Source organism: Sphingobacterium corticibacterium, assembly GCF_004208525.1.
Lineage (GTDB): Bacteria > Bacteroidota > Bacteroidia > Sphingobacteriales > Sphingobacteriaceae > Sphingobacterium > Sphingobacterium corticibacterium.
On sequence record NZ_SGIT01000001.1, the window covers coordinates 435,176 to 450,949 of the forward strand.

The 15,774-nt window shown below is 40.4% G+C and carries 11 protein-coding genes; 7 read left to right on the top strand and 4 right to left on the bottom strand.

Translation table 11 applies throughout. The features are described 5' to 3' along the window. The first annotated feature begins 70 nt into the window (after positions 1-70). Entirely contained in the window at positions 71-2,923 is a 2,853-nt protein-coding gene (locus EWE74_RS01840; protein ID WP_130139836.1) for a M16 family metallopeptidase, read from the top strand. 63 nt (positions 2,924-2,986) lie between these two features. Here EWE74_RS01840 and EWE74_RS01845 read toward each other — a convergent pair whose 3' ends face one another. Further along, the gene (locus EWE74_RS01845) at positions 2,987-3,847 is read right to left on the bottom strand and encodes a sigma-70 family RNA polymerase sigma factor (protein WP_130139837.1); all 861 of its coding nucleotides are present in this window, start codon (positions 3,845-3,847) and stop codon (positions 2,987-2,989) included. Positions 3,848-4,194: 347 nt separating this feature from the next. On the opposite strand from EWE74_RS01845, the gene EWE74_RS01850 reads away from it, so the two are divergent. Continuing rightward, positions 4,195-4,407 (top strand): helix-turn-helix domain-containing protein, encoded by a 213-nt coding sequence (locus EWE74_RS01850; RefSeq protein ID WP_130139838.1) that lies wholly within the window; start codon positions 4,195-4,197, stop codon positions 4,405-4,407. Positions 4,408-4,412: 5 nt separating this feature from the next. Here the strand turns inward: EWE74_RS01850 and fmt are convergent, their stop codons facing one another. Then, positions 4,413-5,327 carry a methionyl-tRNA formyltransferase gene (gene fmt / locus EWE74_RS01855; RefSeq protein WP_130139839.1) on the bottom strand — a complete coding sequence of 305 codons (915 nt, stop codon included), beginning with the start codon at positions 5,325-5,327 and terminating at the stop codon, positions 4,413-4,415. A 148-nt stretch (positions 5,328-5,475) separates the two neighbouring features. Between fmt and EWE74_RS01860 the strand changes: the two genes are divergently transcribed. Both EWE74_RS01860 and EWE74_RS01865 read left to right on the top strand, forming a co-directional pair. Beyond that, the gene (locus EWE74_RS01860; RefSeq protein ID WP_239018523.1) at positions 5,476-6,651 is read left to right on the top strand and encodes an ABC transporter permease; all 1,176 of its coding nucleotides are present in this window, start codon (positions 5,476-5,478) and stop codon (positions 6,649-6,651) included. Between the two features lie 104 nt (positions 6,652-6,755). After that, entirely contained in the window at positions 6,756-8,909 is a 2,154-nt protein-coding gene (locus EWE74_RS01865) for a cation:proton antiporter (protein ID WP_130139841.1), read from the top strand. Between the two features lie 10 nt (positions 8,910-8,919). On the opposite strand, the gene EWE74_RS01870 is transcribed toward EWE74_RS01865, so the two are convergent. Further along, positions 8,920-9,945: a LacI family DNA-binding transcriptional regulator gene (locus EWE74_RS01870; RefSeq protein ID WP_130139842.1), complete on the bottom strand. Its 1,026-nt coding sequence runs from the start codon at positions 9,943-9,945 to the stop codon at positions 8,920-8,922. 99 nt (positions 9,946-10,044) lie between these two features. Here EWE74_RS01870 and EWE74_RS01875 point away from each other — a divergent pair, with 99 nt between their 5' ends. From EWE74_RS01875 to EWE74_RS01885, 3 genes are read left to right on the top strand one after another with little or no spacing between them, the layout of a single operon-like run. Continuing rightward, the gene (locus tag EWE74_RS01875) at positions 10,045-11,532 is read left to right on the top strand and encodes a xylulokinase (RefSeq protein WP_130139843.1); all 1,488 of its coding nucleotides are present in this window, start codon (positions 10,045-10,047) and stop codon (positions 11,530-11,532) included. Further along, entirely contained in the window at positions 11,533-12,861 is a 1,329-nt protein-coding gene (gene xylA, locus EWE74_RS01880) for a xylose isomerase (RefSeq protein WP_130139844.1), read from the top strand. It abuts the gene before it with no gap. 47 nt (positions 12,862-12,908) lie between these two features. Next, complete coding sequence (locus EWE74_RS01885) at positions 12,909-14,591, top strand: sodium/sugar symporter (RefSeq protein WP_130139845.1); 1,683 nt, start codon at positions 12,909-12,911, stop codon at positions 14,589-14,591. A gap of 65 nt (positions 14,592-14,656) precedes the next feature. Here EWE74_RS01885 and EWE74_RS01890 read toward each other — a convergent pair whose 3' ends face one another. Then, the gene (locus EWE74_RS01890) at positions 14,657-15,709 is read right to left on the bottom strand and encodes a dipeptide epimerase (protein ID WP_130139846.1); all 1,053 of its coding nucleotides are present in this window, start codon (positions 15,707-15,709) and stop codon (positions 14,657-14,659) included. Positions 15,710-15,774: the final 65 nt, after the last annotated feature.

The window sequence follows — 15,774 nt, forward strand, 5'->3', positions numbered from 1 at the left end:
TTTAGAAAATCATGGAAATTTTGTAGGTTTACCATATTCGATTATTTATAAACAACAAATTAAATTGCTAATGAATTTAATAAAGCCTATTGCAATTGCATTTTTATTGCCAGGATTGTTTCCGCTTAGCCAAGCTTCGCCAACGATTATGTTGGAGGAATCTCGGAATATTCTCGGTCTCGATACGCTTTCTTGGGAGGCACCTTTGCCTTTTGATCAGGAAGTTAAAACAGGTAAACTGGAAAACGGATTTCAATATTTCATCCGTAAAAATGTAGAACCCAAAGATCGTGTTACGATGTATTTGGCAACCAAAGTCGGTTCTATTTTGGAAACAGAAGAAGAATTAGGCTTAGCCCATTTTATGGAACATATGAATTTCAATGGTTTGAAGCATTTTCCAAAAAATGAGCTGGTGGACTACCTGCAACGTGCGGGCGTACGTTTTGGGAGCGACTTGAATGCGTACACGAGCTTTGATAAAACAGTTTACCAATTGCCTATTCCCTCAGACGATCCCGAACTGTTGAAAAATGGACTTCAAGTGTTACGGGATTGGGCACAGGATGCTTTGTTGACGGATGAAGAAATTGATAAGGAAAGAGGTGTTGTGCTGGAGGAAATGCGGGGAGGACGTGGAGCTAGCCAACGTATGCGCGATCAATACCTACCCATCATGTTGAACAATTCGCTATATTCACATCGTTTACCGATCGGTACCGAAGATATCATCCGGAATTTTCCATACGAAGTGTTGCGGCGTTTTCATGAAAAATGGTACCGCCCCGACTTACAAGCATTGATTATTGTCGGTGATATTGATGTAGAAGCGATAGAAGCGGAGGTTCGTCGGTTGTTTGGCGATTTAAAGTCGCCTGAAAATCCATCCGAACATATAGAGCATAAAGTGCCTTTATTGGACAAAAATCAGTTTATAGCTGTGACAGATCCTGAAATGACGTATACCTTAGGGCAAATTTCTATAAAACATCCGGAGGAGAAGGTGGAGACCGTCCGCGAATTTAGAAGAAGCATTTTAAAATCAGTTTATAGCAATATGCTAAATGCGCGTCTTTCCGAGTTGGGACAATCTGCCCATCCGCCTTTTATACAGGCTAGCGTGGGAATAGATGAGTTTTTGGGCGGACTGGATGCCTACACGGCTTTTTTTGTAGCGAAGCCGAACGAGTTTGAAGGCGGTTTCAAAGCGTTGGTGCGCGAACTTGAGCGTGTGCAACAACATGGTTTTACCGAAACGGAGTTTGGACGGGCAATAGTTAGTATTCAAAAGAATAATGAAACAGCTTATATCGAGCGTGACAAGAAGAAATCGGATAGCTATGTGAATCGATATTTGAATTTTTATCTGGAAGATAGTCCTGCATTAAGTAATGAAGACTTGTATAAACTATATAAGCAGCTATTACCTACGTTGACATTGGAAGAGGTAGAAGAGATCGGGAGGACCTTTTATGTGGATGCCAATCGAGATGTTATTATTATGGCACCCGATAAGGAAAAGGATAGTCTTCCTAACCAACAACAGGTGCATATGTGGTTTGGCGAAGTAGCGGGAGAGGAGATCAGTGCATATGACGATAAAGTATCTGATTTGCCATTACTATCGAAAGAACCTCAAGCAGGCAAGATTGCTGCGGTGAAGGATATTGCTGCAATAGAAACCAAAGAATGGACATTGCGAAATGGCGTAAAGGTAATTTTGAAGCCTACTACATTTAAAAATGACGAAATTTTAATTAGTGCTTTTAGTCCAGGAGGAACCTCTCTGTATGACGATAGTGAATATTTTTCGGCTGCACAAGCGGCTAATTTAGTGAATAACAGTGGTGTAGGTCAACTGAACACGATCGAACTTCGCAAATATATGACGGGAAAAAATGTCAATATTAGTCCCTATATAAGCGAACGTAGTGAAGGAGTGTCAGGTTACGCTGATAAAGAGGGGCTCCAGACTGCTTTCGAATTGATTTACGGTTACTTTACGGAACCGCGTATAGAGGATGATGTATTCCAAAGTATCATCACGAGATCGTTGTCTATGATCAGCAATCAAGAGAGTGATCCCTCTTTTGTTTTTCGAAAATCAATTTTGGAAAACTTGTATAAAGGCAGTATCCGCCGTATGCCTATTTCGGAGGAAGGTATCAAGCAAATTGATAAAGAACGTGCGTTGGCAATTTATAAGGAGCGTTTTGCAGATGCTTCGGATTTCGTATTTACGATTGTTGGTTCGTTTACAGAAGAGGAAATCAAGCCTTATTTGGAGAATTATCTCGCCGCTTTGCCGGTGCTGGACCGCAAGGAAGAAGCAAAGGATTTAGGGCTTTACGAACCGGAGCAAGGCTTTGAAAAAATAGTGCATAAAGGTCAGGAAGAAAAGGCAAATGTGATGTTGACGTATTATGGGGATTATCTATACGGCGAGATGGAAAATCTAAATATGAACGCATTGGAAAGTGTGTTGAGTATTAAGCTTATTGAACGTTTGCGGGAAGAAGAAAGCGGGGTATACGGAACCGGAGCAAGAGCATCCACCAATAAGCATCCAAAAAATAGGTATAGTTTTACCGTATCATTCGGTACAGGGGTAGATCGATATGAGTCTTTGATCGCATCCGCATTGGATGAAATTAATAAAGTGAAGCAAAATGGTCCTTTGGCATCTGATTTAGAAAAATTCAAGATTGAGCAAAGACGTCAATTGGAACTCTCTTTAAAAGAAAATAAGTTCTGGATGGGACAACTTTCGGGGGCATACCAGCGGGAGGAAGATCCAACTTATATTAACCGTTATTTGGAGGATCTGGACAAGATATCAGTAGAATCTGTCAAAGAGGTCGCCAACAAGTACCTGAAAGAAGACCACTTGTTTAAATTCATTCTTTTGCCGGATGAGAAGTAACAGGAGATTAACACAAAAAATGCGCAGCTTTTAGGCTGCGCATTGCTCATAATGTGTAGGCAATTAGCCTAAATAAGATTTTAAAATTTTACTGCGCGACGTATGGCGAAGGCGCTGTAACGCTTTGTCCTTGATTTGACGTACACGTTCTCTCGTCAAGCTGAATTTCTCACCTATTTCCTCTAAGGATAATTGGTGGTTGGTTCCTAATCCGAAAAATAAGACGATAATTTCACGTTCTCTTTCTGTCAAGGTGGATAACGAGCGTTTGATCTCTTCTGATAGCGACTCATCAATCAGTATGCTATCCGTATCTGGGTCTGCATTTTCCAATACGTCCAAAAGCGTGTTTTCTTCCCCTTGAACAAATGGTGCATCCATAGATACATGTCTTCCTGAGTTACTTAATGTGTCTGACACTTTGTCAACCGTAGTTTCCAGAATATCAGCTAATTCCTCTGGAGACGGCTCGCGCTCATACTCTTGCTCCAATTTGGAAAAAGCTTTGCTGATTTTGCTCAATGAACCCACTTGATTCAAAGGTAAACGTACAATACGTGATTGTTCAGCAATAGCTTGTAGGATAGACTGACGAATCCACCATACGGCATAGGAGATAAATTTAAACCCTTTTGTCTCATCGAAACGTTTTGCTGCCTTAATTAAGCCTAAATTGCCCTCATTAATCAAGTCACCTAACGTGAGTCCTTGATTCTGGTATTGTTTGGCAACAGAAACAACGAAACGCAGATTGGTTTTTGTTAATTTCTCCAAAGCAACTTGGTCACCTTCACGGATGCGCTGTGCCAATATTACTTCTTCTTCTGCGGTAATTAAGTCTACTTTACCAATCTCATGCAAATATTTATCTAACGATTGAGATTCGCGATTGGTAATGGATTGTGTAATTTTGAGCTGTCTCATTTAAATGTATAAATACCTTTCTCTTTTGAAATGTCTGCAAAAATAGTGATTTTTACCCATAGTTCCTTCATATAAGTGTAAATTAAATACTCTGTATGAGGAAGTTAACATAAGGGCTTTGGTGCTGTTTTAATAGCAAAAATTATTCCAATTCCACTTGTGTTATTAAGTAAAACGTAAGAATGTATGATTTGTTTTGTTCATTTTCTAAAAACGTATGCCGTAACGTATTTGTTATGAAGTTTTTAATTTTAACGGAGAATGAGAATTTTGAAATTCAATAAAACATATTAGATCATAAAATTGTTACCTTTAGGCACAATATGTCATATTTAAATTGAGAAGTTATGCCAATTAAAATTCATTTAGATAGGATTATGTCTGAAAAAAAGGTCTCCCTGAATGAGCTTAGTCATCGCGTGGGGATAACCCTGTCAAATCTTTCTATCATCAAAAATCAAAAATCGAAAGCAATTCGATTAAGCACACTGGAAGCACTTTGCAAAGCATTGGATTGCCAACCAGGGGATATTATGGAGTACATAGAAGAAGAAAAATAAAGTTTTTAGTCTAAACGATATCCTCTTAAGAACTCCTCTATTTGCATCCTTTTTTTGCCTTCGAGTTGGAGAGAGGTAACCAAAAGCGAACCATCCTGTGTTGCAAATGACAGAAAAGTTTTTCCATCGCTGCTACACGTTCCCGGTGTTTCACCTAGTGATTGCCCTTTTTTTGTTTCAAAAATTTTCAAAACTTTATCGTTTAATATAGTATATGCTGCAGGATAAGGACTCAGCCCTCTGATTTGGTTGTAGACTTCATCTGTAGGCCTATCCCATAGGATCTGACAATCTTCTTTAAAGATCTTTGGAGCGGTTTTTAACACGGTTGTTTCTAACTGTGCCTGAGGAACCGGATGAATATCGTTGTTTCTTACGGCTTCCACTGTTTTTAATAATACTTCTGCTCCTGCAGCCATTAATTTATCATGTAATATACCGGCTGTATCTTCCTGAGCAATTTCTACTTGCTGCGAGAAGAGGATATTTCCGGTATCTATTTGATGTTGCAGTAAAAACGTTGTCACTCCGGTATGCGCTTCGCCTTGGATAATAGCGTGGTTGATGGGAGCTGCGCCCCGGTATTGCGGAAGGAGCGATGCATGGACATTGATGGTACCTAAAGGAGGCATATTCCACACCACTTCGGGCAACATACGGAAAGCGACGACCACTTGTAGGTCTGCTCGATAGGATTGCAATGCTGTAATAAACTCGGGATTTCTTAGTTTTTCCGGCTGCAATACCGGCAATCCCTGTTGTATAGCATATTTCTTAACAGCTGATTCGTGTATTTTCTGGCCACGACCCGCTGGTTTGTCAGGTGTGGTAACAACAGCGACAACCTCTTCGCCAGCTTGTAATAAAGCTTCTAAAGATGCTACTGCAAAATCGGGGGTACCCATAAAAATAATCCGCATAGTATATAGTAAAAAATTAAAAAAATACGCCTGATGATATCGTGTCTTTTAGCCAACTTCAAGTGACAAAAATTATTAACTTTGCGAAGTTACAAAATTAATATTCACCTTGAATTTTCCTTACTTTTTAGCTAAGCGGATTACATTCATGGGGCATCGGACTTTTTCGAAGCTGATTGTCCGCGTGACTATTGGCGCATTGGCACTGGCCATTTCCGCTATTATTTTATCTGTGGCTATCTTGAATGGCTTTAAACGGGAGATTATAGCGAAACAAAGAGGGTTCTTTGGGGATATTGTCGTCACGAAAAATGATTTGAGTGCTTCCTACGAAAATACGCCTATTCAACTGTCGTCCGAAAATTTAAAAAAATTAGAAGCCTTACCGCAAGTCGTGGATATCACACCTTTTGCGACAAAAGCGGGCATTATGAATGTTGATGGCCAAGTGGAGGGCGTATTATTGAAAGGAGTGGATCAAAGTTATAACCAACAATATTTACAAAAAAATATAGTAAAAGGGGATACACTCAACTTTTCCGAAGAGGGCAACACACAACTTTTGATCTCTGAATATTTAGCAAACAGATTAGATTTAGACGTAGGAGACAAGTTCATTATGTATTTTATACAGGATCCCATACGTCGGCGTCCTTTTACTATTAGAGGTATTTATACAACACATTCGGAAGAGTTGGACAAAACGTATGTTATTGGCTCGCTAGACTTGATTAGAAGGTTGAATAATTTGCAGGAGAATGAAGCGGGTGCATATCAAATTAGAATCGCCTCTTTTGATTTACTGGAAAATACCACACTGGAAATTGATAATATCTTACCAATCGAACTGGAAGCAACAAATATTGTGCAACAAATGCCTGATATTTTTAATTGGCTGAATATGCTTGATATGAATGATAATATCATTTTTGTGTTGATGGTTATCGTAGCCGTTATCAATATGATCTCCTCCTTGTTGATCAGTATTTTGGAACGCTCCTCGATGATCGGAATATTGAAAGCACTAGGTTATCCAAATAGAGGGATTCGACGAGTGTTTTTGTACGGTTCTATGTACCTGATCGGCGTCGGGTTACTCATCGGTAATTTAATTGCTCTTTCGCTCTATTTTTTTCAAACCCAGACACATTTTTTCACATTAGATCCTTATACGTATTATATCCACTATGTACCTATGGATATCGCCTGGTATGAAGTCGTTGGGTTAAATGTAGCTATCGTGATAATAGGATTACTTACCTTATTTATTCCGGCAATGCTTATTAGTCGGATTTCACCCATCAAAACAATACAATTTAAATAGTTCACCGACAGGAATGTGGTTAAGGTTTCGCCTATTCTATTAGGAAATTGAAAGAACTTTTCTTATTTTCAGTTCCTAGTTGTTGTATAACAATAGTTATTTTTATGGATAAACTCTTGCATCATATATCAGAGGCGTTTTCAACGCCCATTACGAATCCTGTTCTGGTTTTTAGCGTTATCCTCACTATTATTCTGATTTCTCCTATTATTTTGCGCCCGATTAAAGTGCCGGGTATTATCGGGTTGATTTTGTTTGGTGTGCTGTTAGGGCCTCATGGTTTGAACTGGCTGGCAAAGATTGATAAAGATACCCTACAAGGAAATGGTGTAGATGCTATTGACTTATTCTCGACTATTGGGCTCTTATATATCATGTTTATCGCCGGATTGGAACTCGATATGAATGAGTTTAAGAAAACTAGAAATAAGAGTTTATTGTTTGGGTTTCTAACGTTCATTATTCCGATCAGCATCGGATTTCCTGTTTGCCACTACTTGTTAGGCTATGATCTCTTGCCAAGTATATTGATAGCAAGTATGTTTGCAACACATACGCTGGTGTCCTATCCAATTGTTAATAATTATGGTATCTCAAAACGGGAGGCAGTCGCCATTACCATAGGTGGTACAATATTAACCGATACGGCGGTGTTGATTATTCTTGCCGTTATTGTGGGAGCATCGCAAGGTGAAATCAATCAAGATTTTTGGGTGACTTTAGGTGTATCATTTGTGCTTTTTCTTTTTATTATGTTCGGCGTTATTCCGCGGATAGCCAAATGGTTCTTTCAGAAGATCGAAAGCGAGAAGACAGCACATTATATTTTTGTCCTTGCCGTAGTTTTCTTTGCCGCTTTTCTTGCTGAAATTGCAGGGTTAGAACCTATCATCGGGGCGTTCGTTGCCGGATTAGCATTGAACAAATTAATACCACATTCCTCCGCGTTAATGAATCGGATAGAATTCATTGGGAACGCTATTTTTATTCCTTTCTTTTTAATCTCAGTAGGGATGATTGTAGATGTTAGCGTGTTAATGAAAGGGCCGATGGCACTTATCATCGCAGGAACATTGACGGTTGTCGCCGTTACCGGTAAATTTTTAGCGGCTACGGCCACCAGTTTTCTTGCCAAATATGCTAGAAACGACAGAAACTTGATCTTCGGACTGAGTAATGCACATGCGGCGGCTACCTTGGCGATTATTATGGTCGGATATGACCGAGAGATTATAGATGAAAACGTATTAAATGGTACGATTGTGCTAATTCTTATCACCTGTATCATCGCATCTTTGGTGACGGAGAATGCATCGCGTCGTATCGTGATGGCAGGGCATCAGGATGATGAACATATTGAACATGTTCCGGAGCATGAAGAACGGTTGTTGCTACCCATAGCAAATTTGGATACCATGGAGCCGATTTTAGATTTTGCGACCTTGATAAAATCAAAAAAATCTCCCCACCCGCTGCATATATTGAGTGTTGTGGCAGATAATGAACAAGCGGAACGGAATATGGCAAATGCCCGGAAGAATTTGGATAGTATGGCAAAATATGCCTCTGGTTCAGAAACAGATGTGGAATTACTGTCGACAATAGATTTCAATATAGCCAGTGGTATTGGACGTACCTCGAAAGAAATATTAGCAGATTGTCTTATTCTGGGTTGGCCAAGTGCTACATCCTTTATTGATAAGATTGTAGGTGAGAAAACCGAAAGTATCTTAAATCGTACAAATACGAATCTGTTTATGTGCAAATTTGATAATCCGTTTCTTTCCAATAAATCCATGATCATTTTTGTTCCACCACTAGCAGAATCAGAGAAAGGATTTGAGTATTGGATGGAAAAAATGTTAAAATTAGTTGGAGAATTAACGTTGCCACTCACATTTGTTTGTAATAAGCGTACACAACTGGCGATTTTGGAGGTATTGAAAATGCTCGAAACAAGTGTTCCATGCTCTTTTGATAATTATGAAGACTGGAATAATATTTATGGATTGGCAACCTTTAGCAATGCAGATGCATTATTGGTTTTTGTGTCTGCACGTTACGGTGATGTTTCTTATCGGGATTCGTTAGACGGGTTGGCAAAAAGGGTAGGACGCTATTTCAAGAAGCAAAATTTGATTTTGATTTTTCCAAGTCGTCGTGAAAATCAGCATATAGATGATTACGAAGATGTGAAGACAGCACCTATCTTCCGAAAAATTAGTCGGGAGATAGGTAATATGTTCACCAAAGAATAAGATTATGCCATTATCTATTTCTCCGGTTGGTGGATTCTCTGGCCAAAAGCAGTGGTTCAAGCACTACCGGTTTTTGCTCTAAACGTGCAGAAACCGGTTGTTCGATAATTTTGAGAAACATTTTTGCACAGGCGACGCCTATTTTTAGTGCCTGTTGATCGATCGTGGAAAGACTTGGTATAATGTGTTCCGAGAAATTTTGATTGGCAAAACCGATTACACCGATTTCGGGAGGTGTGATATTTTTATCGTGTAGCGCTTTAATAATGCCGAGAGCTACGTAGTCATCACCACCTATAATTGCGTCCGGGCGTTCTCGGAGTTTTAATAATTCATGTGTACCTACATAACCTCCTTCTACGTTTAGCTCCCCCAATATCGTATATCCAGGATTTGCCGGAAGACCAGCCTCTCGTAATGCACGTAAATATCCCTCATACCGTTCTTTAAAAATTTTGATCTTGTGTTTGGTGGTGATATAGGCTATTTTTCGATAACCTTCGTCCAGCAGATGCTTCGTAGCAATATAACCCGCGTGTAGATCATCGATCTTCACCATCGCGCATTGTAGGTCATCATGTGTCCGATCAAAAATGATAAGCGGTTTACCCTCCTCTTTGACTTTTTCAAAATGAGAGGGATCCTTTGTTTCTAACGACATAGAAGCGATTATACCATCTACTTGCGCTTCTAAAAGGGTGGTTATACCATTCTTTTCCGATACTAGGGACTCATTGGTTTGATATAGGAGAATGCTATAGCCAAATGATTTTAGAGATGTTTCGAGGGCATGAATAACCGATGCAAAAAATTGAATCTGGGCGCTCGGAATCACCACACCAATAGTATATGTTTTGCCGGATGTAAGGGAGGAGGCAATTTTATTGGGGCGATAATTCAGACGCTGTGCTGTTTCCAGAACAGCCTTGCGGGTTGATTCGCTTATCGTCGATATATTATTTAATGCTCTGGATACAGTAGATACTGTGATATTGAGCTCTTTAGCAATGTCGTAGACGGTCGTTTTCTTAGCCAAAATAAAATCTTTTAAATTTAATTTTTGTAAATATAAAATTTATTAAATAATTTTATGCAAGCGGTTGCATGCTGTGACCAGCTTTTAAGATATACGAACATGTTATTATTAGGGATAGATTTAGGTACATCATCTATTAAGGTTTCTGTTGTAGATGCAGCGACAAATACCAAAATAGTGTCCACGAGTTTTCCGGAATCAGAGGCTGCGATATTATCAGCGAAAGTCGGATGGGCGGAACAGGATCCACTGACGTGGTGGTCTGACACAAAAGAAGCTATTAAAAAAGCACATCAGAGCGGGTTGTATAATCCCAAAGACATAGGTGCTATTGGTATTGCGTACCAGATGCATGGTCTGGTGGTGGTGGATAAAGCGCACAAGCCGCTGCGAAATGCCATTATTTGGTGTGATAGCCGGGCGGTGGAACTCGGAAATGAAGCCTTTTCCCAATTAAAAGAACAAGCCTTTTTAGGAGCACATTTAAATTCTCCCGGAAATTTTACAGCTTCCAAGCTGGCATGGGTTAAGCAATACGAGCCGGAGCTATATGAACAAATATACAAGTTTATGTTACCCGGCGATTATTTGAGCATGTGTTTCACGGGAGAAATAAATTCGAATGTAAGTTCGATATCAGAGGGGATTTTATGGAATTTTGAAAAGCACCAGTTATCTGAATCTCTATTGAATCATTATGGTATTCATGCGGATCTGGTTCCCCAACTGCTTCCGGTTTTTTCGACCTATGGCAAAATTCTTCCTCGTGTAGCCGATGAACTAGGTTTCTCGTCGGATGTCGTTGTGAGCTTTAAAGCGGGGGATCAGCCGAATAATGCCCTTTCTTTGAATGTATTTGAACCAGGAGAAGTAGCCGCTACGGCAGGTACCTCGGGTGTTATATACGCGGTGACAGATAAATTGGTTTACGATAAACAATCTCGAGTGAACACCTTTGCTCATGTAAACTATCAAGACAATAATCCTAACCTAGGTGTGCTATTGTGTATTAATGGGACGGGGATTCAGAATAGCTGGTTGAAAAAAATAACAGCAATGGGTTATGATTATCCGCAAATCAATGAACGCGCGGCTGCAGTCCCTATAGGTTCAGAGGGGGTACAAATACTGCCTTTCGGTAACGGTGCAGAGCGGATGTTGTTGAATAAAACGGTGCATGCCCACATCGAAAATTTGGATTTTGTGCGTCACGATGCGGCTCATCTTTGGCGGGCAGCGCAGGAAGGAATTGCATTTGCATTCCGATATGGGCTGGATATTATGCGGGAAAACGGTATCCAACCGGCAATCATCCGGGCGGGACACGCTAATCTATTTCTGAGTCCCGTATTTCAACAATCTTTTGCCGGTGCTACCGGTGTTGGGGTAGAGCTATATGACAATGATGGCAGTGTTGGTGCGGCATTAGGAGCCGGATTAGGAGCCGGTATATATCGTAATCGTAGCGAGGCGTTCTCTGGGCTCAAAAAGCATGTTACTATCGAACCCACAGATGTCGAACGCTATCACGAATTATACGGTAAATGGAAAAAAAGCCTGGAATATAAATTATCAAAAAACAAATAGATGAACATTTTATTAGGAAATCACGAGTATTTCAAAAACATCGGACAAGTAAAATACGAAGGTAAGGATTCAGATAATCCACTTGCTTTTCGTTGGTATGATGCATCCCGCGTTGTAGCGGGAAAGACAATGGCAGAACACTTTAAATTTGCCTGTGCCTACTGGCATTCTTTCAATGCGAACGGATCAGATCCCTTCGGTGGTCCAACCTTATTTTTTTCCTGGGATAAAAAAGAGACAATTCTAGAACGTGCAAAAGATAAAATGGATGCTGCTTTTGAGTTTATGACGAAAATGCAGCTTCCTTATTATTGTTTTCATGATGTGGACTTGATAGACCATACGGAAAATATAGCCGAGAATGAACGCCATATGGAACAGATTGTGGAATATGCAAGAGAAAAGCAGCAACAAAGCGGTGTGAAGTTATTGTGGGGTACGGCGAACCTGTTTAGTCACCATCGTTATATGAATGGGGCAGCTACAAATCCAGATTTCCATGTGCTAGCTCATGGTGGAGCACAAGTAAAAGCTGCCATAGATGCGACGATTGCTTTGGGGGGTGAAAACTATGTTTTCTGGGGAGGACGTGAAGGTTATATGTCTTTGTTAAACACAAATATGAAGCGAGAACAAGAACATCTTGCACGTTTTCTTCATATGGCAAAAGACTATGCTAGAAAGCAAGGTTTTACGGGAACTTTTCTGATTGAGCCTAAACCGTGTGAGCCCACAAAACACCAGTATGATTATGATGCTGCTACGGTGATCGGCTTTCTGCGTCAATTTGATCTATTGGAAGACTTTAAGCTAAATCTAGAGGTAAATCATGCCACGTTAGCAGGCCATACTTTTCAACATGAACTGCAAGTAGCAGCAGATGCCGGTTTATTGGGTTCTATTGATGCGAATCGTGGCGATTACCAAAATGGATGGGATACTGATCAGTTTCCCAACAACTTAAACGAACTTGCTGAAGCGTTACTTATCATCTTGGAAGCCGGAGGTTTGCAAGGAGGGGGCGTAAACTTTGATGCTAAAATACGCCGGAATTCCACCGATCCTGTCGATTTGTTCCATGCACACATAGGGGGGATGGATAATTTCGCAAGAGCGCTGATCATAGCCGATAATATTTTGCAGCACTCGGATTATAAAAAGACACGAAAAGAACGATACAATAGTTTTGACAATGGTATGGGAGCTGAGTTTGAAACTGGTAAATTACAGTTGGAAGATCTAAGGAGCTACGCCATGCAGCACGGAGAGCCAACATTAACCAGTGGTAAACAAGAATATATTGAAAATATCATAAATCGATTTATTTAATTTATAAATTCTTTTATTACCTTAGCGGCCGGGATCAAATAAACCGTATGAATAATATATTATCAACTCCAGACTATTTAGTTTTCCTCGTGTATTTCGTGATTGTTGCCACGTATGGTATCTGGGTCTATAACAAAAAAAGATCAAAGGTAGCCGGAGGAGACTCTAAAGATTATTTTCTTGCAGAGGGCTCCCTGACGTGGTGGGCCATTGGTGCATCATTGATTGCTTCCAATATTTCAGCAGAGCAGTTCATTGGTATGAGCGGTTCGGGCTTTAAAATGGGGCTGGCAATAGCGACGTATGAGTGGATGGCTGCAATTACATTAATCATTGTAGCCGTGTTCTTTATACCCGTTTATCTAAAGAACAAAATTTTCACGATGCCACAATTCCTGCATAAGCGTTATAACGGAACAGTGGCCATGATTATGGCTGTTTTTTGGTTAGCACTATATGTAGTGGTCAATTTAACATCCATTTTGTATTTAGGTGCTTTGGCCGTCAGCAGTATATCCGGATTTAGTCTGGAATTCTGTATGTATGCGATCGCCATATTCGCCGTCATTATAACCCTAGGCGGAATGAAAGTGATTGGATACACGGACGTTATCCAGGTATTCTTCCTGATTCTTGGTGGTTTAGCAACGACCTATCTAGCGTTGAGCTTAGTTTCTGAACACTATGGTAGCGATGGTGTATTGAATGGCTATGCTATCATGACCGATAAAGCTTCCGAGCATTTCGAGATGATTTTTGCGAAAGATAACGAGAACTATCTGGATTTACCGGGGTTGTCCGTGTTGATTGGTGGTATGTGGATCGTAAACCTCAACTATTGGGGCTGTAATCAATATATTACGCAACGGGCGCTAGGCGCTGATTTAAAAACAGCGCGCAATGGAATCTTATTTGCTGCTTTCCTGAAATTGTTGATGCCGGTTATCGTTGTATTGCCGGGGATTGCTGCCTATGTTCTTTGGAAAGATGGACATTTCCAGGCGGAGATGCTCCAAGGAGGGGAAGTCAATCCGGATCGTGCTTATCCCGTGTTGTTAAACTTGCTGCCATCGGGCTTGAAAGGTTTATCATTTGCAGCATTAACGGCGGCGGTAGTCGCTTCGTTGGCCGGGAAGGCAAACAGTGTCGCTACGATATTCTCGCTTGATATATATCAGAAAGTATTCAATAAGACGGCTTCTGAAAGACAATTGGTCAATACGGGTAAAATCACCATTATTGTATCGATGATATTGGCAGTACTAATTGCACCTCATCTGGGTATTGATAAGAAAGGCGGTTTTCAGTATATTCAGGAATATACCGGTTTCGTATCGCCTGGTATTTTTGCGATGTTTATTCTTGGTTTCTTCTGGAAGAAAACCACTTCCAATGCCGCGCTGTTTGCTACGATCGGTGGGTTCCTGTTATCCGTTTTCTTTAAATTCCTGCCGAATTTTGCAGATTTATCTTTCTTGAATACAACTGGTTTTGCGGTCGTAAACCCGGCAAGTGGTCTATATGAGATCCCGTTCCTTGATCGTATGGGATTTGTATTTATCATTTGTATTGTTGGTATGTATATCATTAGTAAAATAGAAAATGCTAAAGGAGTTGTGCCAAACGGTTTGGAGGTCGATACCAAGATGTTCAAGGCACACCCTGGCTTTGTCGTGGGTGCGCTCATCGTGGCTTTGGCGACCGCTGCGTTATATATCATGTATTGGTAGTCGGAATCGCGACAATTGGATAGTGTTCAATAAAACAACAGGTAGAGACGCAATATATTGCGTCTCTACTTTTTTATAATGCCAATGCCAGGAGCACTGGGTAGTATACACCGACCTTCGTATATTTGCATACCCTTATATACATCGTTGCTAATTAATAGGGCACCGTCAAGATCCGCCCAATCTACCAGAGGAGCTAACTGCGCGGCAGCAGAAATTGCACATGATGTTTCTGTCATGCAGCCAAGCATGACTTTCATATCCAAAGCCTTTGCCAATTCGGCCATTTTTTTTGCCTCGCGCATGCCTGTACATTTCATGAGCTTAATGTTTATACCGGTATAGATATCTTTTAAACTGATAATATCGTCGTACCGCTGACATCCTTCATCGGCAATGGTTGGAATCGGAGAACGCTCTGTTAGCCAAGCTATATCGTCTATTTGTTCCTTAGGCATGGGCTGTTCAAGAAAGACCACATTTTGTTCAGAGAGCCAATAGGTCATCTCCAGCGCCTGCTCTTTATTGGTCCAACCTTGATTGACATCGGCACATAAAGGAACATCCGTCATAGACCGAATGGTATTGATCATCATTTTGTCTGTATCGAGGCCGAGTTTAACTTTCAAAATCTTAAATTGATCCGCTTCTGCCACTTTTCTGCGCACGATCTCTTCCGTGTCAATTCCTATTGTAAAAGAAGTGGGCGGAATAAGCTTAGGATTTAACCCCCAGATTTTATAGAAAGGTTCTCCCATAAGTTTGCCTAATAAATCGTGTAGGGCGATATCTATGCAAGCTTTCGCTGCGGTATTCTTTTCTTGAATATGATCTATATAATGCAATATCTCCGCTGTCTCAAAAGGGGAGCTGAATGTCGATAGATCAATGCTGTTTAGCAAATTGATGACGCTCTCCTGAGACTCGCCAAGATAAGGAGGCATACTGGCTTCACCATAACCGACTACCCCATCATATTCCAGTTCTATCAAAACAACTGGTGTTGTTGTCCGACTGAAAGACGCTACCGTGAATACATGTTTCATTTCCAGTGTATAAGGTCGGAAACGTAAAATAAATTTCCCCATTTCTCGGGTATGCCATATTGGTGCTTGCATTTTCTTCAAATTTATACTTAACGAAAATATACACTTTTTTGTATACCTAAAATCTATTCTATTTT